A 21419-nucleotide genomic window follows, 5' to 3' on the forward strand; every position below is an offset into this window, starting at 1 on the left:
TACTTGAGGTCGGGTCAATGACCCGTCGTTGCCGTGGTCCGGTGCGTGCCGCCCTGAAGGGCAAGGGGCAGGAGAAGGCGTTCAGCGGCGAAGAAATCGACGCCGTCATCGACCGTCTGGCGGCTGCGAAGAAGCGCAGGACCGGCGCGGACGCCAACCTCGACGACGCGGCCGGATGGCGAGCGGCGGCCGAGGAAATCACGGCCGAAGAGCTGAAGATGAGCCTGGTCGAGCGCCGCATGCGGCTGGCGCAGACGCGCGCGCAGATCCGGCGAACCGGCACCTATGAGCGGATGGGTGGGCGCGAGGATCGCCAGCTGCTCGCCGTCACCGTCGGCGACGAGGCGCTGGGCTTCGGCCGGGGCCTGTCGGTCGATGCGCAGGGCCGCGCCCTGCAGGCCGAACTTTGGGGCGAGCTGGATCGGGCGATGAAGGCGACCGGACAGCTGGACCGCGTCGCGCCCTGGCACGGCTTCTTCGACAGCGAATTCGAAGGCCGGGTCGAAATCGAGCTGGCGCGGGTCAACGGCGGCAAGGACGCCCCGACGGGCGACGCCGAGGCGGTCAAGGTCGCCGAGGCCATGGCCCCGGTGATGGAGCGCGCCCGGACGATGCAGAACGCCGAGGGTGCCTGGATCGCCCAGATGGAAGGCTACAACGGCCGCCAGACCCACGACGCGCTCAAGGTCGCGGGCGGCTTCTGGAAGGGCATCGCCGATCTCAAGACGCTGGGCGCGACCCGGAGTTGGGATGCGGCGAAGAATGCGGCGGCTGCGAAGGCCTTTAAGGCATGGCGCGACTTTACCGTCCCTCGGCTGGACGCCCGCACATTCGACGGCATCGAGGCGGCCGCCGGCGACGTGAAACTGCCCTTCCTGGGCGAGGCCACGACACCGCGTGATCGCTTCCTCGCTGCAGTCTGGTGGGACATCGTGACGGGACGCCACGCCATCTTGAAGGGCGCCGACGATCTCGGCGATTTCCGCCCGCCGCCGTCGAAGGCGCGCAGCGTGTCGCAGAGCCGCGTCCTGCATTACCGCGACGCCACGGCCCGCCGGGAATACCGGTTGAAGTTCGGGGCCAGCCGCTCGCTCTACGCCGACGTCGTCGGCCAGCTGGGCCGCGCGGCGGGCAACACCGCCCTGATGCGGACCTTCGGCCCGTCGCCGCGCGCGGCGTTCGAGGCGGATCTGCAGCGCGGTCTGTCGGCCGCCCGCGACCGCAATGACACGACGGTCGGCAAGGCGCTGGGATCCAGCGCCCTGGCCCGTCGGTTCGACGAGATCGACGGCACGGCCAATGCGCCCGAGAACCTGAGACTGGCCACGGTCGGCCGGTTGATCCGTGTGGATCAGAGCCTGTCGAAACTGGGCGGGATGTTGCTGTCGGCCTTTTCCGACGCGCCGATCGCGGTCCAGACCATGGGCCGGGTCGGCGTCGATTTCCTTGAGGGCTATGACGCCATCCTGAAAGGCGTCGCCCGCCTGCAGGGGCCGGAAGGGCGGGAGATCGCCGACATGCTGGACGTCGGTGCGCGTTCAGCGGCGGCCGAACTGTCGTCGCGGTTCGCGGCCGGCGACGGCCCGATCGGCTGGTCGGCCTGGGCCATGCGGTTCTTCTACAAGGCCAACGGGTTCGAGTTCTGGTCGGACGGGGTGCGTCGCGGCGCGGGCCAGATGCTGGGCGTTCACTTCGGCCGCGAGGCGGTCAACGATTTCGCATCGCTGCGACCCGGCACGCGCGAGCAGCTGGAACGGTTCGGCATCGACGAAGGCGGCTGGGACATCCTGAGGAAGGGTGTCGAGACGGCCGAGGACGGCCGCCCCTATCTGACCTTTGACGCCCTGGACAAGGCGACGGACGCAGAGCTGAACGCCTGGGCGGGCATGACCGGCAAGGCCGCGACGCCCGAGAACGCGGCGCGGGCTCGCGAGGATCTGGGCCTGCGGTATCGCACCCTGATCAGCGACACCCTGGACACAGCCCTGTCGGAAGCGCGGGCGCGCGAGAACAGTGCCCTGAAGCTGGGGACCAAGCCCGGCACGACCCTGGGTGAGGCCGTGCGGCTGTTCACCCAATTCTGGGCCTTCCCCCTGTCGTTCATGGGTCGCCATGTCGGTCCGGCGGCGGCCGGCGGTGCAGGCAAGGCCCCGGCCTTCCTGCTGGCGCACCTGATCCTGTCCACGACGATCTTCGGCCTGGTGTCGATGCAGGCCAAACAGATCGTCAAGGGTCGCGAAATGCGGCCCCTGTTTGACGATGAGGGCCGTCCGCGCTTCGACACCTTCCTGGCGGCCGGGCTGCAGGGCGGCGGACTGGGGATCTACGGCGACTTCCTGTTCGGGGAATACAACCGCTTCGGCGGCTCGCCGATCGCGACGTTGGGGGGGCCGGCCGTCGGCGAGGCGGAAAAGGCTCTGAAGCTGTTCGGCCATCTGCGCGGCGCGCTGGATCCGAACCTGACCGGCGACGAACGCAAGGAAAGCCTCGGCGACGCCGGGGCCGACACCCTGCGTTTCGTGACCGGCAATACGCCCTTCGTGAACCTGTGGTGGACGCGCCAGGCGCTCGACATGGGCCTGCTCTGGCACATGAACGAGTGGCTGAGCCCCGGTTGGGCCGCCCGCTACGAGAAGCGGGTCGAGGAAGAGACGGGCGCCGCCTTCATCGTCAAACCGACCGAGATTGTGGGCCGATGACTACGTTTCCGGTTGCAGTCGAGGTTCCCGAGACGATCCATGACGGCGACGGCGTCACCGCGTCGTTCCTGATCGGCTTCACCGCGCCTATCGCGGCCAACCTGGTCGTGACGATCGACGGCGTGGCGCAGACGTTCGGCGTGGACTTCAACAAGGTCGGCGACCAAGTGGTGTTCGTCAGCGCGCCCGAAGACGGGACCGTCATCTTCATCCGTCGGCGCACGCCGATCGCGCAGAAGAAGGCCTTCCCGACCCAGCCGACCATGGTCCCGAAATCGGTCGAAGAGGGATTGAACGAACAGACGCGTATCTCGCAGGAGCTGGACGCCAAACTGAGCCGCGCGATCGTCGTCCCGCCGGGCGCGACCCCGCCGACGATCGCCAACCTCGAAGACGCCGCAGCGGCCGGTGCGAATGCGGCGGCGGCGCTGGAAAAGGCGAATGAGGTCGAGGGTACGGGCGGACTGTTCGCCCTGGGGGTCGCGGGCGCCGGAGCGCGCACGGAAAAGGAGCGTCGCGAGGAAGACGCGATTTCTCTGGGCGAATACGGCCACCTGAAAATTGCAGGGGCGCAGGCGGCGCTGGATGACTGGTCCGACGCGGTCGATGCCTGGACGGTCGTTGATCGCAACCTGAAAATGCCGGGCCGAAACGGGGGCGGATATCGGATCACGCGGCCGGTGACGCATCGGTCGCTGGGCAACTTCATCACCGGCGACGGCGAGACCGAGAGCTTCTTCGAGATCGACGGCGATTTCGACATGGATGCCGACGGCATCATGATCATCCCCGACACGGCCGACGAACAACAGGCCGGGTTCCACGATATCGGCTTTGTATGCCACCAGCCCGGCGACAACCATATTTCGGCCGTGGCCCTCACCAACGGCGGCGCCGGCTACACCAGTCCGCCTGTAATCACGGTGACGGGGGGCGGCGGCACCGGGGCTCTTCTGCGCCCCATCATGTCGGGCGGCTCGATCGCCAGCATCAAGGTCGTGCGCAAGGGCAAGGGGTACACGTCCAGCCCGACCGTCACCATCGGCGCACCGCCCAGCGGTGGGACACAGGCGGTTGCGGGCGCGGTGACGCGGATCGCGGTCGTGCTGCGGTCGCATTTCTTCCAATACCCGCGCTCGATCTATGCGCCCGATGTCTCGCGTCTGATGATCGGCGACCATCGTGTGACCGGCGGGTGGGACGGGCCTGATCTGACCGGCAACACCGGGGGGCTGATGATCGGCCGCGCGGAAGGCGGCTATATTAACGAAGGCCTGCGCATCGGCGGCGTGGGCGCGGCGGGGCCATCGCTCGACTTCACCCACGGTGACAGCCTGCATGACTGGTGCTTCGGCTACCAGTTCGAAGGTGGGGCGCTGGACGCCTATTCGGACGGGACGCGCGTTGCGGCGCGCATCGGGCGGTGTGACGGCTTCCAGTTCAAGGATCTGTCGACGTTCCGGGGCAAGATCATTCTGGAGAACACCGGCGGCGAAGGCGTGTTCGGCACTCTGTCGGCGGTTCAGCTGGACGGCCGGTTCGCCAATCTTGAGATTGAAAACTGCCGGCTGGCGATCGCCGCCCTCTACAGCACCTCGGACGCCGCGGACGATTTTGCCGTGTCTCTGGCGGCCGGGCATCTGTCGCTCGCCTCATTCTGGATCGCAGGTGCAGGCCTGGGCTCGCTGGCGCTGGTCCGTGTGGCGGGCGGCTATCTGACGATGGGGACGGGCGCGTTTCTGGTTTCCTCGACCTATCCTGCGGTCGAGGTTTCGGGCGGCGGGCAGTTTTCCCTTGCCGGGGGTGCTGTGCTCGGCCTGACGAACACGACCCGGCTGCAGCCTGTCTTCAAACAGACCTCCGGGACCATGGTCATCGACGACGCGGTGATGTTCGATCCGATCGGATCGGGCTCGGGCGTCGCCGTCGAGTTCACGACCGACGTGGCTGGAAACTACGTCAATCCGCGACGGCTGAACGGCTGGGGCCTGGCGCTGCCGGCTGAACCCACGTCGGGGTATCTGGGAAGCTACGGCCAAAAAGAGCGCAAGACGCGGACCATCGTTTCGGCCGACCCCCTGCCGCTGCGACCTTCCGACGAATATGTCGTCGTCACCGGCAACACGAATTTCGGGACGTGGCAGACGACCAAGGTCGGCCACATCGTCGATGTGCATTTCACCGGTACGCCCCTGATGGGCGTTTCGCCCGGCAACAACGAGTTCGCCGGGCTTGAGCCCGTACAGGCCCGCAACGGCTTGCTGATGCGGATGGTGATGACGGCCACCGGCTGGAAAGAACTGGCGCGCGAGGTCAACGCAGCCTCTGCCGGTTGGGCCACGACCACGCCAACGGTCACTTCGGCGGCCGGTTCGTTCACGACGGTCGCATCTTCTCTGGCCAGCAGGCTGGACGCCTATGGAATGGTCGAGTTCACGCTGACCATCACCGTCACAAACGCAGGAACGGCAGCGGGCGCGATGTTCGTCACCCTGCCTTACGCGGCCGAGTATCGCCAAGCCTTCGCCGGAATGCGGGCAGACACGAACGTCGGCATCTGTGGCAACATCGACGCGGCTTCGGCGGTGCTGGGGATCGCGCGCGCTGACGCCGCATTTGCCGGATCGACGGGGGCAGTGATCGTCGTGTCCGGCCGCTACCGCGCGAACGTCTGATGGCCGAGCCGTTGGACATCGCCCGCGTCGGCGGCGGCGGCGCCCTGATCGCCGTCGGGATCGGCCTGTTGAAATGGTTCGCCGATCGCTGGATCGCCCTGCGCCGCTCGCCGGAACAGAAGGCCAGCGACGCGGCCAAGCTGGACGCGCAGTCGATCGAGAATGCCAGCGCCCTGATGGCCGGGATGCGCGAGGACCTGGACGCCCTGCGTGACGCCCAGAAGGCCATGAAGGACGAGCACCGCAAGGAAATGGATGCGGCCCGCCGCCTGCATGACGAGTGCGAAGCGCGCTGCAACGCCCTGGCCGAAGACCTGCGCCGCGCCCGGCGCGAGATGGCGGCCCTGATCCGCCAGCTGCGCAGCGGCCTGACCGGCGGCAGCGAACCCCGAAGGAAAACGAGATGACCCGTCGCCTGTCCGATCACTTCACCCTGGCCGAGATGACGGCCAGCAACACCGCCGCCCGCAAGGGCCTGTCGAACGTGCCGCCGCCGGAGATCGTCGATCAGCTGATCCTGACGGCCAACCGGATGGAGAAGGTGCGCGACCTGCTGGGCGGCAAGCCGATCCGCGTCCTGTCGGGCTATCGCAGCGATGCGGTGAACCGGGCCGTGGGCGGGTCGCGGACGTCGGCGCACCGCACCGGCCATGCCGTCGATTTCGTCTGTCCCGAGTTCGGCACGGTCGCAGAGGTCGCCGCGCATCTGGCCCAGCACCTGACCGGCTATGACCAGATCATCGAAGAGTTCGGCCAGTGGATCCACGTCGGCTTCGGCCCCGGCACGCGCGGCCAGAAGCTGACCGCCCGCAAGGTCGGCGGCCGGACCCGATACACGAAGGGGATCGTGGGCCAATGAGCCCCGCCCTCGCCGAGGCCGCCGCCACAGGGCTGACCGAAAGCCTCCTGCCCGGCCGGGCGGGCGGCGGCCTGCTGTCGGGGACCTGCCTGCAGCCCGCGCGGATGACCGGCGGCCTGCGGTTCGAGATCCTGAACTACGCCAAAGACGGCAGCGAAATGGTCGCCATGCTGGAGCCGCTGGCGTGGGGCGTGGAAGGGCCGGAGGGACCGACCTTCAACCTTGTGCCGGCGGGCTTCGTGACTGACTTCGCCTCCATGCCCCGTCTCGTCCGACGCAGGTATCCCGCCTTCGGTCCCTGGGCGCGGGCCGCCATTCCCCACGACTGGAGCTATCTGACCAAGGGGACGCAGGACCCGGCTATGTGCACGGTCCTGATCCGGGGCGAACGCGTGCCGATGTTCACGCCCGAACAGATCGCGGCCTATCACCAGCTGGTCGCCCAGATGGGTGGGCCGTGGCCTGCATTCACCCGCGCCCAGTCCGACGACATGCTGCGCGACGCCATGATCGCCATTGCCGCCGACCGCTCGGACGGCGAGCCCAAGCGCCTGGACCGCGCCATCATTCATCGCGCCGTCCGCATGGGCGGCGGCAACGGCTGGGGCCGCTAGGGCCGCCAGTCAGAGGAGAGAGAACTATGGGTGCAGGAACTTCGACCGCCGAGATCGGCGACGCCTCGATCGCCGCCCTGGCGACCGCGATCGGCGGCGGCGGATCGACGCCCGGGGACGTCATCGCGATCCAGCCGGTGCTGGACACCGTGGGCTACACGTCCGGCGACGTCCTGTTCAATCCGGCGACCATCGCCAACGCCGTGCCGGCGGTGGGCGGTCGCGCGATCCTGCAGTCGCTGACCCTCTATGACGGCGACGACCAGGGGCTGGCGATGGATATATTCCTCTGCTCGGGCAATGTGGCGTTCGGCACGATCAACACCGCGCCCAACATTTCCGACGCCAACCTGATCGCAAACCAGGCCCAGCTCGTGTGCAGCGTCGTCGCGGGCGACTGGATCGACCTGGGGGGCATCCGGGTCGCCACGCCGACGATCAAGCCGGTCCTCGCTGAGGCTGGCGCGGCGACCCGCGACCTGTATCTGGCTGCCATCACGCGGGGCGCTCCGACCCACACGGCGGCCGGTATAACGGCCCTGCTGGGCTTCGTGCAACTGTGAACCTCGCGAGCGCCATTGGCCGGGCAGTGCTGGGGCGTCGGGCCGACACCCCCAAGGTCATCACTTACGTCGGCGCGGGGGCGTATAACTCCGGATCCACCAATAGTGGGCCTGGATATGCCATCCCGACAGGGGTTCAGCCGGGCGATCTGCTTGTGCTTAGCGTCTCGTTTAAGAACACCGGGGTTGACGTCAGCTCTGTTCCTGGCTGGACCTATCAAGCCGATCGCATCGGCGGCATCGGCGTTGATGGCGCGGATAGCGGGTCTTTCCGGGCGTATGTCTACACGAGGATCGCAGACGGAAGCGAAGGCGCGTCACTGACCGTAACCCTTTCGGGGTCGCCGATCTGTTCGCAGGGCCAGATCGTTGGGTTCCGCAAGACAGCCGGGACGTGGGCGGTCACCCCTGCCAGCGCCGTTGAGGCGACGCCCGCCACGACGTGGGATGAGAGCTTCGGGTCTGCCCTGCCTCTTGTGTCGGGCGACTATGTCGTGACCGCCCTCGCGGCGAATGGCGATGTCTGCGCTCCGAACGCAGCGATGCTGTTGAACTCGGCAGTGCCCATGACCCTGATCGGAAACAACTCGACGACGCAGGGCAACGATATGTCGCACGGGTTCAACTATCTGCCGATCACATCCCAGGCCAGCAGCGCCGTAGGGATCTCGCAAGCCTTCAGCGGCACGGCCACGGCAAACACCCCGACCGGCTCGGTCATCGCCCTGCGCCTGCGGCTGACCTGACCCGCGCCCGCCAGTGCCGGCGGAGGCGTTCGGCCTAGCCTCAGTCATGGTCGCAAATCCGAAAAGCTCACGTGAGCCTTTTCACAAAGCTCATTGTTCTGGGTAAGTTCTCGATGCGGACTGTCGCCCGAAGGGCTAGGTCTCTGTTTCATCACGGGAAGTTTGGCGCGCCCGGAACGATTCGAACGTCCGACCCTCAGATTCGTAGTCTGATGCTCTATCCAGCTGAGCTACGGGCGCGCACAGGCCTTTACGGCGAGGGCGGGTATCTAGCGGGTCGTCTTCGCGGGCGCAACCCGGTTTTCGAGACTTTGTAAAACCGGTGCTTGGCGAGGCGGACAGCGGGGCTTAGGTCGGAAGGAACGCCTCTCCGCGTCAGTGCTTTTCGGGCTGTCCTCCAGATGTTCATGTCGAAGTCGCCTTTCCGTCCCCTGCTCGTCGCCGCCGTGGCCCTGTCCCTGACCGGATGCCAGACGGCGACGGTCGGCGACGCCGCCGCCCCCGCCCGGGTCGTCGAGGCTCCGGACACGGCGCCGGCGCGCGGCCCCTTCGTGGCGGCGGCCAACCCGCTGGCGGTCGAGGCGGGGATGGCGGTGCTGCGACGGGGCGGTTCGGCGGTGGACGCCGCGGTCGCGGTCCAGGCCGTGCTGGGCCTGGTCGAGCCCCAGTCGTCGGGCCTCGGCGGCGGGGCCTTCATCATGGTCTATGACGCGGACACCCAGGAGGTCACCACCTACGACGGTCGCGAGACGGCGCCGTCCGACGCGACGCCCGAGCTGTTCTACGAGAACGGCGCACCCCTCTCCTTCTTCGACGCGGTGCTGAGCGGCCGATCGACCGGCGCGCCGGGCGCCGTCGCAGCCCTCGCCATGGCGCAGGAGGCCCACGGAAGCCTGGCCTGGTCGTCCCTGTTCGGAGACGCCGAACGACTGGCGCGCGACGGCTTCACCGTCAGCCCCCGTCTGGCCGGGTTCATCGCCGGGGGCGGACAGGCCAGGACGCGCTGGGCGACCGAGTATTTCACGAAGCCTGACGGGACCCGTTACGTCGCCGGCGACACGCTCAGGAACCCCGCCTATGCGGAAACGGTGGCGACGATCGCCCGGGACGGGATTCAGGCCCTGCGCAGCGGTCCGATCGCCGAGGCCATCGTCGACACCGTCCATGCCGAGCCGCGTCCGGGCTCGCTCAGCGTCGCCGACCTCGCGGCCTATCGCCCGGTCGCGCGCGACGCCCTGTGCCGTCCGTTCCGGGTCTATGTCCTCTGCGTGCCGCCGCCGCCGTCCAGCGGGGTGGCCCTGCTGCAACTGATGGCCATGGCCGAGACCTCCACCTCCGCCCCGATCCTGGCCGAGGGCGCGACCAGCGCCGACGCCTGGACCCTGTTCGCCCAGCTGCAGCGGCTGATGTATGCGGACCGCGACCGCTATGTCGCCGACCCGGCCTTCGTCGGCGTGCCTGTCGCGGGTCTGCTCGACCCCGACTATGTCGCTGCGCGCTCGGCCCTGGCCCCCGCATCGACCGCCGCCGCCATGGCCGGGACGCCCCCCGGAGGCGTGTTCCGCGCACCCGACGGCACGCGCGAGCCGGCGGGCACCTCGCACATGGTGGTGGTGGATGCTGAGGGGAACGCCGTCTCCATGACCACGACGGTCGAGAGCATCTTCGGCTCGGGCCGGATGGCCGCGGGTTTCTTCCTCAACAACCAGCTGACCGATTTCTCCTTCTCGCCGACGACGGCGGAGGGCGCGCCGGTCGCCAACGCCGTGGCGGCGGGCAAGCGGCCGCGGTCGTCGATGTCGCCGATCATCATCCTGGACCGGCAGGGTCGCCTCGTCGGAGCCATGGGGTCGCCGGGAGGCTCGGCGATCCTGGCCTATAATGCCAAGGCCCTGATCGGGACCCTGATCTGGGGCCTGCCGGTCCAGGCCACGTTCGACCTGCCCAACCTGGTCGCCCGGGGGCCGGGCTTCGGGGCGGACACAGCGCGCTTCGGACCGACCCTGACCGAGGGCCTGGCGAGGAACGGCATCGTGCTCCAGCCCAATGCGTCGGAGACCTCGGGCCTGCATGGCGCGATCTGGCGCGGCGATCACTGGGACGGCGGCGCCGATGACCGCCGCGAAGGCGTGGCCCGCACCGAATAGGCCTCAGCCCGGAAGGCGCACCTCGAAGGTCGTCCCGGTCGGGCCGGTCTCGACCAGCCTCAGCTCCCCTCCGTGATTGGCCGCCAGTTCGCGCGAGATGGTCAGGCCCAGACCCGTGCGGTCGGCTGAACCGCCGCTGACGAAGGGTTCAAACAGCCGTTCCGACAGGCGCGGCGGGATACCGGGGCCGTCGTCGATGATGCGAATGACGCACCAGCCGGGCTCGCTGGAGCCCTCGATCCGGACCGAGCCGAGAGGGCCCTTCCGGCGCGTCGCGCGCGTGGCGTCGCCTTCTATGGCCTGGCGGGCGTTGCGCATCAGATTGACCAGGATGCGGTGCAGCTGGTCGGCGTCGGCCTGGACGGCGAAACGGGGCGGGATGGATTTCACCAGCCGCACCCCCTGACCGTCCAGCCCCGCGTCCTCGGCGGCCGAGCTCGCGGCGGCGGCCAGGACGATGCGATCCAGAACCGGCTCGGGCTCCTCGGACTTGCCGTAGTCCAGCACATTGCGCGTCAGGGCCGCAGCGCGCCCCAGGGCCCGTTCCAGCCGTGGCAGCGCCTTGGCCACCTGGGGGTCGGCGGAATCGGCCAGACGCTCCGAGGCGATCTGGGCCGAGGTCAGCATGTTGCGCAGGTCGTGGTTGATCTTGGCCACGGCCTCGCCCAGGGCCACCAGGCGCGAACGGGAGCGCAGGGCCTGGCGGACCTCCTCCTGCATGCTGGCCAGTTCGCGCTCGACCCGGCCGATCTCGTCGTGGCGATCCGACGGAGTCGGGGCGACGGTCTGGGGGTCCGCGGCGAAGCCCTCGATGGAGCGGGTCACCCGGCGCAGCGGCTGCAGCACCAGGAAGGACAGGCCGGTGTACAGCAGTCCGCCCGCCACCACCGAAATCAGGATCGAGACCAGCAGACTGTTCAGAAGGAAGGCCCGGAGCTCGATCTTCAGCGGCTCGGCGGGCGCCACCACATCGATGAAATCCCCGGACCGATAGCGGGGCGCCGCCCGGGCCCGGATCGACCGGTCCGGCGGCCCGAACAGGGTCCGCACCGGATCCCACAGCCGCGCCGCCAGACTGCGGCGGCGCAGGTCGATGAAGTCGGGCGCCCGGGTCAGGTTCGGAGCCTGCAGCAGCTGGCGCATCACCCCCTGGTCGCTGATCGCCACCGCCGACACCCCGCCGATGCGCAGCAGCTGTTCGGCCGTCTGGTCGTCCACAGCGCTGTAGGGCAGGGCCTCGACGCCGACCGAGGCCAGCTCTGCGGCCTGAAGCCGGTCCTGCAGCCAGCGCTCATGGAAGCTCGCGGCATTGGGTCCCAGGATCAGGGCCTGGACCGCCAGGGTGAACAGGACGGTCAGCAGCAGCAGGCGCGACGACAGGCCGTCCGGCGCATGGGGGGTCAGCCGCTCGCGCCAGTCCGCGGGCAGACGCAACCGATCCAGCAGGCCGCCGGGTCCGCTCACGTCGGCGCGCCTCCCGGCAGACGGGCCTGGATGGACTTGAGGACGACGGGCAGGACGACGGCCAGAACGAAGACGCCGGCCATCGGGGCCCAGAACTGGGCGAACAGGGACTGGATGTCCGGGTTCGGGTTCTCGGCCAGAAGCTGGTTCAGCCGCGCCCCGATCCAGCAATAGATGATGTGGGCGGGCAGCAGGCCGATCACCGTCGCGACCGTATAGGGCAGGAGCCGCACCGACATGATGCCGGCGGCGATATTGATCATATGGAAGGGCACCACGACGGCCAGGCGCGACGCCAGCACATACCAGAAGGTATCCTTGTCGATGGCGGCGCAGACCTTCTGCAGCATGCCCTGATCCCGTTCGGCCCTGTTGCGCAGGTCCCGGCCCAGGGCCGACCGCGCGACGGCATAGACGATCAGGGCGCCGACGGTGGCGGCGATCGAGGTCGAGACCCCGCCGACCCATGGCCCGAACAGATAGCCTGCCGTGATGGTGACGAAGAAGACTCCGGGCACCACACTGGCCGTCGCTGTGGCGAAGATCGCCATCAGCACCAGGAGGGCCAGGACATAGTTCCCGGCCGTGAAGGCCCGCAGTTCCGCGCCATGCTCCCGCAGGGTTTCCAGCGACAGATAGCGGTTCCAGCCCATGCCGAAGATCAGGCCGATGACGCAGGCCAGGACCACCAGGGGCAGAAATCGTTTGATCCGGTCCATAGTCACCCCAACGCTCCCGGCCGTTCCTGGCTGCCGGAGGCGTCCCCGGCGTTGACAGCCGAAGCCTCGCCCCTTATACGCCCGCCCTTCCCGCAGAGGACACGTTCGTCCCTTGCGCAACTCATAACCTCTGGAGCCGACCGTGAAGCGGACCTATCAGCCGTCGCGACTCGTGCGCAAGCGCCGTCACGGCTTCCGTTCGCGGATGGCCACCAAGAACGGACAGAAGATCGTTGCGCGGCGTCGCGCCAAGGGCCGCAAGAAGCTGACGGCTTAAGCGGCCTGCCCCCTCCATCCGGGGGGACCGATGACGATTGCCATTACAATCCATCGCCTGACCTCGCGGCCCCAGTTTCTGGCGGCCGCGAAAGGCGTTTCTCTGGCCCGCGGCGCCGTGGTCGTGCAGCGGCTGGATCGCGCCGACGGGGATGCGACGATGCGCGTCGGCTTCACCGCCACGCGCAAGGTCGGCGGGGCCGTGGCGCGCAATCGCTGCAAACGACGCCTGCGCGAGGCCGCGCGGGCCCTGGTCGGCCAGCACGGCGTGCCGGGAAGCGACTATGTCTTCATCGCCCGGCAAGGCACGGCCGACCGCCCCTGGGAGCGTTTGCTTGACGATGTGAAATCGGCGCTTACAAGGCTGGCGACCCCCGCCGACGGCCCCAGACCGGCCCGGCCGGCCACCACTTCTCCCGACACGCCCGCCCCCCTTTCAGACCACCTGGACCGCTGATCCGAATGAAAAACGAGAACACGCGCAACATGGTGATCTTCGCCGTGTGCACGGCGGCGATCCTGATCCTGTACCAGGTCTTCGTCATGGGCCCGCAGATGGAGCGCCGTAAGGCCGCCCAGGACGCCGCCGTCGCCGCACAGGCCGCGGCCCCGGCCGGAGCGACGGCGGGCGCCGTTCCCGGCTCGAGCGCCACGGGCGCCCTGACCTTCGTCACGGACCGGACCCAGGCGCTCGGCCGCGTCCCGCGCATTCCGGTCTCGACGCCGACGCTGCAGGGGTCGCTGTCGCTCCAGGGCGGCCGTATCGACGACCTGTTCCTCAAGAACTATCGCCAGACCGTCGATCCCTCTTCGCCCTATGAGGAACTGTTCCGACCCCAAGGCATGGAGCACGCCTATTTCGTCCAGTTCGGCTGGACCGGCCCCAATGTCGCGGGCGGCGTTCCCGGACCGAACACCGTCTGGCGTCTGACCGACGGCGCGACCCTGACCCCGACGACCCCGGTCACCCTGACCTGGGACAACGGACAGGGCCTGCGCTTCACCCGCCAGATCGCCATCGACGCCCAGTATATGTTCACGGTCACCGACACGGTCGCCAACCTGGGGACCCAGCCGGTCATCATCGCCCCCTATGGCCGCATCGAGCGCCAGGGCGTGCCGCCGGCGCTCGGCAAGACCCAGATCCTGCACGAGGGCGCCATCGGCACCTTCTCCAAGGGCGACGGCTACGCCACCACCCAGCTGAAATACGGCGACTGGGCCAAGAAGCCGCGCGAAGAGTTCGAGTCCACCGGCGGCTGGCTGGGCATGACTGACAAATACTGGATGGCGGCCCTGATCCCGCCCCAGACGGAGACGGTCGAGGCCGAGTTCGTCGTCACGGACGCCGACCGCTACAACATCCATGAGGCCCGGATGCTGGGCGAGACCCACACCATCAATCCGGGTCGTCAGATCACCGAGGTCCAGCACCTGTTCGCCGGCGCCAAGCGCAACGAAATCCTGTCCGCCTACGAGGAGCAGTACGACCTGCCGCGCTTCATCTACGCGATCGACTGGGGCTTCCTGTTCTTCCTGACGCGGCCGATCTTCCTGCTGGTCGAGTTCTTCTACGGCCTGGTCGGCAACTTCGGCGTCGCCATCCTGCTGCTGACCCTGACCATCAAGCTCATCATGTTCCCGCTGGCGAACAAGAGCTACGAGAGCCTGTCCAAGATGCGGAAGCTCCAGCCGCAGATGGAAAAGATCAAGGAACAGCACAAGGACGACCCGCAGGCCCAGCAGAAGGCCACGATGGAGCTGTACCAGAAGGAGAAGATCAATCCGCTGGCGGGCTGCCTGCCCATCCTCGTCCAGATCCCGGTCTTCTACGCCCTGTACAAGGTGCTGTTCGTCACCATCGAGATGCGGCACGCGCCCTTCTTCGGCTGGATCCGCGACCTGTCGGCGCCGGACCCGACCAATATCTGGAACCTGTTCGGCCTGATCCCGTGGGATCCGTCGGCCGTGCCGCTGATCGGCGGCCTGATCGGCTCGCACGCCGGCGGCTTCACCCTGGCGCTCAGCGTGCTGGCGATCATCTACGGCTTCACCATGTGGCTGCAGCAGGCGATGAACCCGCCGGCGCCCGATCCGGTCCAGCGCCAGATCTTCGCCTGGATGCCGATCATCTTCACCTTCATCATGGCGGGCTTCCCGGCCGGGCTCCTGCTCTACTGGGCCTGGAACAACGTCCTCTCGATCGCCCAGCAGTATGTCATCATGCACCGCTTCAAGGCCGAGAACCCGATCGACGACCTGATCGCCAAACTCACGAAGAAGCCCGCTTGACCGAGTATTCCGACGAAGAAGTCGAGGCTGCGCGGGTCCTGTTCCAGCGCCCCGCGACCTTCGTCATGGGCGCGGCCAAGATCGAACAGCTGCCCGAGCCCGACCTGCCGGAGATCGCCTTCGCCGGGCGGTCCAATGTCGGCAAGTCCAGCCTGATCAACGGTCTCGTGGGCATGCACAAGCTGGCCCGCGCCTCCAACGAGCCGGGCCGGACGCGCGAGGTCAACTTCTTCGACCTCGACGGCAAGATGCGTCTGGTCGACCTGCCCGGCTACGGCTGGGCCAAGGCCTCGAAATCGACCGTGCGCCAGTTCCAGAATCTGGGCCGCGACTATCTGCGCGGCCGGGTCACGCTGAAGCGGGTCTATCTGCTGATCGACGCCCGCCACGGCCTGAAATCGGTCGACACCGAGGCGCTCGACGCCCTCGACCTGGCCGCGGTCAGCTACCAGATCGTCCTCACCAAGGCCGACAAGATCAAGGCGCATGAGCGCGACACGGTCCAGGCCGCGACGCTGAAGGCCATCTCCAAACGCCCCGCCGCCTTCCCGGCCGTTGCCGTGACCTCGGCCGAAAAGGGTGCCGGCCTGCCCGAACTTCGCGCCGAGATCATGCGCACGACGGGCGCGGAGCTCTGATTCCCTTCCTTCTCCCGGTGGGAGAAGGTGGCTCGCGAAGCGAGACGGATGAGGGTTCGGCCTCACCGGTCACGCACGACCCTCACCCTTTCGCGTAAGGCGGTTCGCTACGCTCTCCGGCGCTCAATCCCTCTCCCAACGGGAGAGGGAGCCGGTCTGCTCTGGCCTCTCCAGTCCTGACCGCCTAACTAGCCTCCATGCCCCCCGCCGACACCCCCGCCGAGGTTTTCAAGCGCGCGCTCGCCCATGCGGCCCGCGCCCTCGCGGAACAGTCCGAGCTCGAGGTCGTGTTCGGCTCGGACGGCCCCAAGCTGACCGGCGGCGTCCTGACCCTGCCCCATCCGCCGCGCACGCCCTCGGACGGCGACAGCGCCACCATACGGGGTCAGGCCGACCGGCTGGCCCTGCGCCTCGCCAATCACGATCCGGCTATCCATTCGACCCTGCGCCCCTCCGACACCCGCGCCGCCGAGGTGTTCGAGGCGGTTGAACAGGCCCGGGTCGAGGCCCACGGCTCCACCGCCCTGGCCGGCGTACGCAACAATATGAACGCCGCCCTCCTGACCCGTCTGGAGAAGATGGGCGCCCTGCGCGTCACCGAGGCCGACCGCGTTCCCGTCGCCGAGGCCGTCGCTCTGCTGCTGCGCGAACGCGTCACCGGCCAGCGTGCGCCCGACGGGGCCGGAACCATGCTGGACCTCGTGCGCGCCGAGATCGAAGGCAAGGCGCACGTCCAGCTCGACAGGCTGGCGGAGACGGCCGGCGACCAGGCCGCCTTCGGCAAGGCGCTGAAGGACGTGCTGCGCGCGCTCGATCTCGATCCCGGCGACGGCCGCGGCGACGACGCCTCCGAGGATCAGGGCGACGAGGAACCCGATCCCCAGGAGCCCGAGGCCAGCGAGGACCAGGACGACGAGGAGGACGAGGGCGGCGGCGAGGGCGGCCAGTCGATGGACGGCGCCTCCGAGGACCCCACCTCCGAACAGGACCGCGACGCCCGCCCCGACGGTTCCCCCGCCGAACGCGACGGCGACGCCGCCGACGACGGTCCCGACGTGGCCGAGGGCGCGCTTCCCAATCGTCAGGAAAATTCGGACGACGGCCGCGTCATCGACGCCTACCGAGTCTTCACCACCGCCTTCGACGAGGTCGTGGACGCCGCCGACCTGTGCGACCCGATGGAGCTCGATCGTCTGCGTTCGTTGCTGGACCAGCAGCTGACCATCCTGTCCTCCGTCGTCGCCCGCCTCGCCAACAAGCTGCAGCGCCGCCTGATGGCGCAGCAGAACCGCAGCTGGGCCTTCGATCTGGAAGAGGGCGTGCTCGACACCGCCCGCCTGACCCGGGTCATCACCGACCCGACCAGCCCCCTGTCGTTCAAGATGGAGAGCGAAAGCCCGTTCCGGGACACGGTCGTGACCCTGTTGCTGGACAACTCCGGCTCGATGCGCGGCCGGCCGATCATGGTCGCGGCGGTCTGCGCCGACATCCTGGCACGGACGCTGGAGCGCTGCGGCGTCAAGGTCGAGATCCTCGGCTTCACCACCCGGGCCTGGAAGGGCGGACAGGCGCGCGAGGCCTGGATCACGGCCGGCAAACCGGCCATGCCCGGCCGACTGAACGACCTCAGACACATCATCTACAAGGCCGCCGACGCGCCGTGGCGCCGGGCCAAGAAGAACCTCGGCCTGATGATGCGCGAGGGCCTGCTGAAGGAGAATATCGACGGCGAGGCCCTGACCTGGGCCCACGACCGGCTCAAGGCGCGGCCGGAGTCGCGCCAGATCCTGATGGTCATCTCCGACGGCTCCCCGGTCGACGACTCGACCCAGTCGGCCAACGCCGCCCTCTATCTGGACAAGCACCTGCGCGCCGTCATCGAGCGCATCGAGCTTCATTCGCCCGTCGAACTGATCGCCATCGGCATCGGCCACGACGTCACCCGCTGGTATCGCCGCGCCGTCACCATCGTCGATGTCGAACAGCTGGGCGGGGTCATGATCGAGAAGCTGGCCGAACTGTTCGACGCGGCCCCGAAACAGGCGGCGAAGAAGGCCGGTCGCCGGCTGAAACGCGCGGCGTGATGAGGCTGGTCTTCCGCGCGGGGATGTCGCTGGCCCTCATGGGCATGGCGGCCTGCGCGGCCATCGCGACCTCCATGCCGGGTGCGGCCACAGGTCCCGACCGCGCCATCCGTCTGGAGGCCCGCCACGTGCCCCTGGGCATCGGTGGAGCGACCCTGGCGCCGGGCGTCACCTGGGCGGGCGGCCTGGTCCTGCGCGGGCCGGACCTGCACGGCCTGTCGGACCTGAAGATGGACGGCGACCGCGCCTGGGTGGTCAGCGATTTCGGCGACCTCATCCGCTTCACGATCCGGCTCGACCGCAACGGCCGCCTGACCTCGGCCGACCGTGCCGTCAGCCGCCCCCTGACCGGCCCGGACGGCGCCGTCCTGACGCCCAAGGCCAATGCGGATGCGGAAGGCCTGGCCCTGCTGCCCGACGGCCGCGTCCTGATCAGTTTCGAGCGCGACCACCGCATCTGGTCCTATGGCGTCGAGGCGAACGACCGGCCGGTCCTGGTCTCCACGCCCCGTCATCCGTTCGAGGACAATCAGGGCCTCGAGGGTCTGACCCCCGCCCCCGACGGAAAGTGGCTGGCGCTCGGCGAGGCCGGCGGTGCCTGGTTGTGCGACGCCGACGCCTGCGAGCCCCTGCCCAGGGCCCCGACCTCATACGACGACGGCTTCCTGACCACGGGCGTCGATGTGGACCCCGCGGGCGGCTGGTTCATCGTCCAGCGCCTGTTCGTCCCGCCCCTGAATATGCAGGCCCGTGTGCGGCGCATGGCCCCGGACGGGACCCTGTCTGAGCCCCTGATCCACCTGCGCCCGCCGGCCTCGACCGACAATTTCGAGGGGATCGCCGCGGTCCCGACGGCGACGGGGACCCGCCTCTATCTCCTGAGCGACGACAACAACAACTTCGTCCAGAAGACCCTGCTGCTGGCGTTTGATGTGAGGCGCTGACCAAGTCCCTTCTCCCCTTGCGGGAGAAGGTGGCAGCCGAAGGCTGACGGATGAGGGGTCTTGCCGGCGGCTGGAATTTGGGCTCGAGGGAGTTGCCGTTCGGCGTCAGCGTGACCCCTCATCCGACCTCGCTTCGCTCGGCCACCTTCTCCCGCAAGGGGAGAAGGGAAGGCGGTCTAGACCCGTTCGCTGACCTTGATCGCCACCCGGCAGCCCGCCTTGATCACGGCGCTCAGCAGCCGATACCCCGGGGCCTCGCGGCTGCCGTGAGCCACGGCATGGTCGTGGTGTTCCAGCTCGTCCTCGCGGAACTTCGTCAGCTCCGCCGCCAGTTCCGGATCGCGGTCGGACAGTTCGGCGATCTGGTCGGCATAGTGTTCCTCGATCACGCTCTCGACGGCTTCGGTGCAGGCATGGGCGGCCTTCTCGCCCATCAGGGCCGTGGCAGCGCCCAGCCCCGTGGCCGCCAGCGACCACAGCGGCAACATGGCCGTCGGTCGCACACCGTGTTGGGTCAGCAGGACGTCGAAACGCGCCTTGTGCACCTCTTCCCCGGCCTTCATCCCGACCATGTCGGCGGTGATCGCCTCCTTGCCGCGAACGCCGTCGAAGACCCTCGCCTGGGCCTCGTAGATCTTGACGGCGGCGAACTCCCCGGCGTGATCGACGCGCAGGATCTCGGCCATCCTCGCGCGCATCGCCCCCCGCCCCGGACGGGGCAGAGGCGTGCGGCGGGTCTCAGTTCCGGGGTGCTCTTGCATCCTTGGGCCTCTTGGCGGCGAGCAGGCTGAACCCTGCAAGCGCAGCAGAGATCAGGGCGTTCCACCCTGCCATGGACAGGCCGAGGAAGCTCCACGTCACCGCGTCGCACATGGCGATACGGACGGCCGGCCCGGTGCCCAGGGCCAGCGAAGTCAGACCTTCCAGATCGGCGGCCGCGCCGCCGCCCGAGCACAGGGCCGGCAGGGCCCACCATTTGAGCTCACCCCCGGCATGGAAGCCGGCGGTGATCGCGCCCGTGGCGAAGACGGCGAAAAGCAGGAAGGCGGCGATCCGCGGCGTGCCCCGGCGCGCCTGACTGATGATGGCCCAGAGGGTGGCCACCAGCGCGATGGCCACCGCGCCCCAGAACACCTCGCGCTGCTTGAGGCAGAGGTTGCACGGCGACAGGCCGGCGAACCGCTCGAACGCATGGGCTGCGCCCAGCATCGCCAGCGATATCGCTAGGGCGAAGGCGGTCCACCAACGGGTCAGGAGACTGTAAGCGCTTCTCATGACGACCGTCTTAGCGGCGCCGAAGGCGTCCGTCGATCAGGCTCTAGAGAAGCTTCAGCGCCAGGAAGCCGCCGACCAGCAGGACCAGGGCGACCACGAACGACAGGGCCAGTCGCTTTTCAACGATCTCCAGCATCGACGGCCCCCAGGTCTTGAGGATCCAGGCCTCGAGGAAGAACCGCCCGGACCGGGTGAGGGCGACGGCCAGGATGAACAGGCCCAGATGGAAATGCGCCAGACCCGCCGCGATCGTCACCAGCTTGAACGGGATGGGCGTCAGTCCCTTGCCGAGGATCACCAGGAAGCCGTTTGACGCGAACCAGGACTGATAGACGCTCATGTCCATGCCGTGGCCGAAGACCTCCAGCAGCCTGACGGCCACGGGCTCCAGGAAGACGCCGATCGCATAGCCGAGCAGTCCGCCCAGCAGGGAGGCGATCGAACAGACCGCCGCATAGCGATAGGCCCGGTCCGGCCGCGACAGGATCATCGGCGCCAGCATCACGTCCGGCGGGATGGGGAAGAAAGAGGCCTCGGCGAAGGACACGACCGCCATGGTCTTTTCGGCATAGGGCTTGCGCGCCTGTTCGAAGACCCAGTCGTAGAGTTTGCGGAGCATCAGGCGCCGTTAGCATCCCTGCGGCATTGCGTCACCTCGGTCAGCGGACCCGTCTCGCCCAAGGAGCCTCATGCTCATGCCTGCCCCCGGTCATCAGGACGACGTCACCCAGGATCTGGCCCGACTGCTGCGTCGCCTCGCCGACGACGGCGGCGATCACGGCCTGACCCTGCGCGAGATCCGGGACCGGCTGGACGAGCGCGCCTACGGCCTGCTGATCCTGCTGCTGTCGATCCCCTGCCTCGTCCCCGGGCTCTACGGCGTGCCCCAGGCCGTCGGCGTCATCATCATCCTGGTCGCCGCACAGCTGCTGATCGGACGCGCGGAGCCGTGGCTGCCGGGCAGGATCCTGAACCTGCGCGCCAAGGGGGCATGGCTGGCGGCCATGGCCGATTTCGCCGAGACACGACTGGGCTGGATTGAACGCCTGTCGCGGCCCCGCCTGCTCGGGTTCGCGACCGGGGCGGGTGAAAAGCTGGCTGCAGTGTTCATGATCCTGGCCACCCTGACCATCGTCCTGCCCTTCACCAACACCATCCCTTCGATCGCGCTCGCCCTGCTGTCGGTCGGCCTGATCCAGCGCGACGGTCTGTTTGTCATCGCCGGGTCCGGGGTGGCCACGGCCTGGTTGAGCCTGCTGGGCGCGGTGAGCGTGGGACTGTTGATGGGAGCCGACTGGGCCGCTCGGCTGATCCCGGGCTGATCGCCAATCCGGCGGGCTGGAAGACGCGATTCCTGGCAAGGCCCGCCGCCGGACGGACGCCGCGGCCCGGCCGGGTTCAGGCGACCCCGCGTCGCGCCGGAA

20 protein-coding genes and 1 tRNA gene are annotated in these 21419 nt (G+C 68.6%); 15 read left to right on the plus strand and 6 right to left on the minus strand.

Annotated features, from left to right (window positions below; all coding sequences use genetic code 11):
- Positions 1-17: 17 nt before the first annotated feature.
- From Q0044_RS07255 to Q0044_RS07285, 7 genes are read left to right on the plus strand one after another with little or no spacing between them, the layout of a single operon-like run.
- A complete protein-coding gene (locus Q0044_RS07255) occupies positions 18-2699 on the plus strand; it encodes a hypothetical protein (protein WP_298161145.1) in 2682 nt (893 codons plus the stop codon).
- A complete protein-coding gene (locus tag Q0044_RS07260; protein ID WP_298161147.1) occupies positions 2696-5374 on the plus strand; it encodes a hypothetical protein in 2679 nt (892 codons plus the stop codon). Before Q0044_RS07255 ends, Q0044_RS07260 begins: the two co-directional genes overlap by 4 nt.
- On the plus strand, positions 5374-5781 hold the full coding sequence (locus tag Q0044_RS07265) for a hypothetical protein (RefSeq protein WP_298161149.1): 408 nt from the start codon (positions 5374-5376) through the stop codon (positions 5779-5781). The genes Q0044_RS07260 and Q0044_RS07265 overlap by 1 nt, the downstream gene beginning before the upstream one ends.
- The gene (locus Q0044_RS07270; RefSeq protein ID WP_298161150.1) at positions 5778-6233 is read left to right on the plus strand and encodes a D-Ala-D-Ala carboxypeptidase family metallohydrolase; all 456 of its coding nucleotides are present in this window, start codon (positions 5778-5780) and stop codon (positions 6231-6233) included. Before Q0044_RS07265 ends, Q0044_RS07270 begins: the two co-directional genes overlap by 4 nt.
- Positions 6230-6847 (plus strand): DUF1353 domain-containing protein, encoded by a 618-nt coding sequence (locus Q0044_RS07275; RefSeq protein ID WP_298161152.1) that lies wholly within the window; start codon positions 6230-6232, stop codon positions 6845-6847. Before Q0044_RS07270 ends, Q0044_RS07275 begins: the two co-directional genes overlap by 4 nt.
- Positions 6848-6873: 26 nt before the next feature.
- Positions 6874-7410, plus strand: a complete 537-nt coding sequence (locus Q0044_RS07280; RefSeq protein ID WP_298161153.1) for a hypothetical protein — start codon at positions 6874-6876, stop codon at positions 7408-7410.
- A complete protein-coding gene (locus Q0044_RS07285) occupies positions 7407-8156 on the plus strand; it encodes a hypothetical protein (RefSeq protein ID WP_298161155.1) in 750 nt (249 codons plus the stop codon). Before Q0044_RS07280 ends, Q0044_RS07285 begins: the two co-directional genes overlap by 4 nt.
- 163 nt (positions 8157-8319) lie before the next feature.
- On the opposite strand, the gene Q0044_RS07290 is transcribed toward Q0044_RS07285, so the two are convergent.
- Positions 8320-8396 (minus strand) — tRNA-Arg (locus Q0044_RS07290).
- A 167-nt stretch (positions 8397-8563) separates the two neighbouring features.
- Here Q0044_RS07290 and Q0044_RS07295 point away from each other — a divergent pair.
- Positions 8564-10303, plus strand: coding sequence for a gamma-glutamyltransferase family protein (locus tag Q0044_RS07295; RefSeq protein ID WP_298161157.1), 1740 nt, complete (start codon positions 8564-8566; stop codon positions 10301-10303).
- A 3-nt stretch (positions 10304-10306) separates the two neighbouring features.
- On the opposite strand, the gene Q0044_RS07300 is transcribed toward Q0044_RS07295, so the two are convergent.
- Both Q0044_RS07300 and Q0044_RS07305 read right to left on the minus strand, forming a co-directional pair.
- Complete coding sequence (locus tag Q0044_RS07300; protein WP_298161159.1) at positions 10307-11767, minus strand: sensor histidine kinase; 1461 nt, start codon at positions 11765-11767, stop codon at positions 10307-10309.
- Complete coding sequence (locus Q0044_RS07305) at positions 11764-12486, minus strand: TVP38/TMEM64 family protein (RefSeq protein WP_298161161.1); 723 nt, start codon at positions 12484-12486, stop codon at positions 11764-11766. Before Q0044_RS07305 ends, Q0044_RS07300 begins: the two co-directional genes overlap by 4 nt.
- A 142-nt stretch (positions 12487-12628) precedes the next feature.
- Here Q0044_RS07305 and rpmH point away from each other — a divergent pair, with 142 nt between their 5' ends.
- The 6 genes from rpmH to Q0044_RS07335 all read left to right on the plus strand — a co-directional run bounded on the left by rpmH (position 12629) and on the right by Q0044_RS07335 (position 18720).
- Positions 12629-12763: a 50S ribosomal protein L34 gene (rpmH, locus tag Q0044_RS07310; RefSeq protein ID WP_013268133.1), complete on the plus strand. Its 135-nt coding sequence runs from the start codon at positions 12629-12631 to the stop codon at positions 12761-12763.
- 30 nt (positions 12764-12793) lie between these two features.
- Positions 12794-13219 (plus strand): ribonuclease P protein component, encoded by a 426-nt coding sequence (gene rnpA / locus Q0044_RS07315; RefSeq protein ID WP_366941109.1) that lies wholly within the window; start codon positions 12794-12796, stop codon positions 13217-13219.
- Between the two features lie 5 nt (positions 13220-13224).
- On the plus strand, positions 13225-15054 hold the full coding sequence (gene yidC, locus Q0044_RS07320) for a membrane protein insertase YidC (protein WP_298161166.1): 1830 nt from the start codon (positions 13225-13227) through the stop codon (positions 15052-15054).
- Positions 15051-15692 (plus strand): ribosome biogenesis GTP-binding protein YihA/YsxC, encoded by a 642-nt coding sequence (gene yihA, locus Q0044_RS07325; RefSeq protein WP_298161167.1) that lies wholly within the window; start codon positions 15051-15053, stop codon positions 15690-15692. The genes yidC and yihA overlap by 4 nt, the downstream gene beginning before the upstream one ends.
- 197 nt (positions 15693-15889) lie before the next feature.
- Positions 15890-17776 carry a cobaltochelatase subunit CobT gene (gene cobT, locus Q0044_RS07330; protein WP_298161169.1) on the plus strand — a complete coding sequence of 629 codons (1887 nt, stop codon included), beginning with the start codon at positions 15890-15892 and terminating at the stop codon, positions 17774-17776.
- On the plus strand, positions 17776-18720 hold the full coding sequence (locus tag Q0044_RS07335; RefSeq protein ID WP_298161171.1) for an esterase-like activity of phytase family protein: 945 nt from the start codon (positions 17776-17778) through the stop codon (positions 18718-18720). The genes cobT and Q0044_RS07335 overlap by 1 nt, the downstream gene beginning before the upstream one ends.
- Positions 18721-18896: 176 nt before the next feature.
- Here the strand turns inward: Q0044_RS07335 and Q0044_RS07340 are convergent, their stop codons facing one another.
- From Q0044_RS07340 to Q0044_RS07350, 3 genes are read right to left on the minus strand one after another with little or no spacing between them, the layout of a single operon-like run.
- A complete protein-coding gene (locus Q0044_RS07340) occupies positions 18897-19418 on the minus strand; it encodes a demethoxyubiquinone hydroxylase family protein (RefSeq protein ID WP_298161173.1) in 522 nt (173 codons plus the stop codon).
- 40 nt (positions 19419-19458) lie between these two features.
- On the minus strand, positions 19459-19995 hold the full coding sequence (locus tag Q0044_RS07345; protein ID WP_298161175.1) for a disulfide bond formation protein B: 537 nt from the start codon (positions 19993-19995) through the stop codon (positions 19459-19461).
- Positions 19996-20038: 43 nt separating this feature from the next.
- Positions 20039-20614, minus strand: a complete 576-nt coding sequence (locus Q0044_RS07350) for a YqaA family protein (protein WP_298161177.1) — start codon at positions 20612-20614, stop codon at positions 20039-20041.
- 76 nt (positions 20615-20690) lie between these two features.
- Between Q0044_RS07350 and Q0044_RS07355 the strand changes: the two genes are divergently transcribed.
- The gene (locus tag Q0044_RS07355) at positions 20691-21317 is read left to right on the plus strand and encodes an exopolysaccharide biosynthesis protein (RefSeq protein WP_298161179.1); all 627 of its coding nucleotides are present in this window, start codon (positions 20691-20693) and stop codon (positions 21315-21317) included.
- Positions 21318-21419 lie beyond the last annotated feature (102 nt).

The organism is Brevundimonas sp., assembly GCF_027484365.1.
In the GTDB taxonomy this organism is placed as follows: Bacteria; Pseudomonadota; Alphaproteobacteria; order Caulobacterales; family Caulobacteraceae; genus Brevundimonas.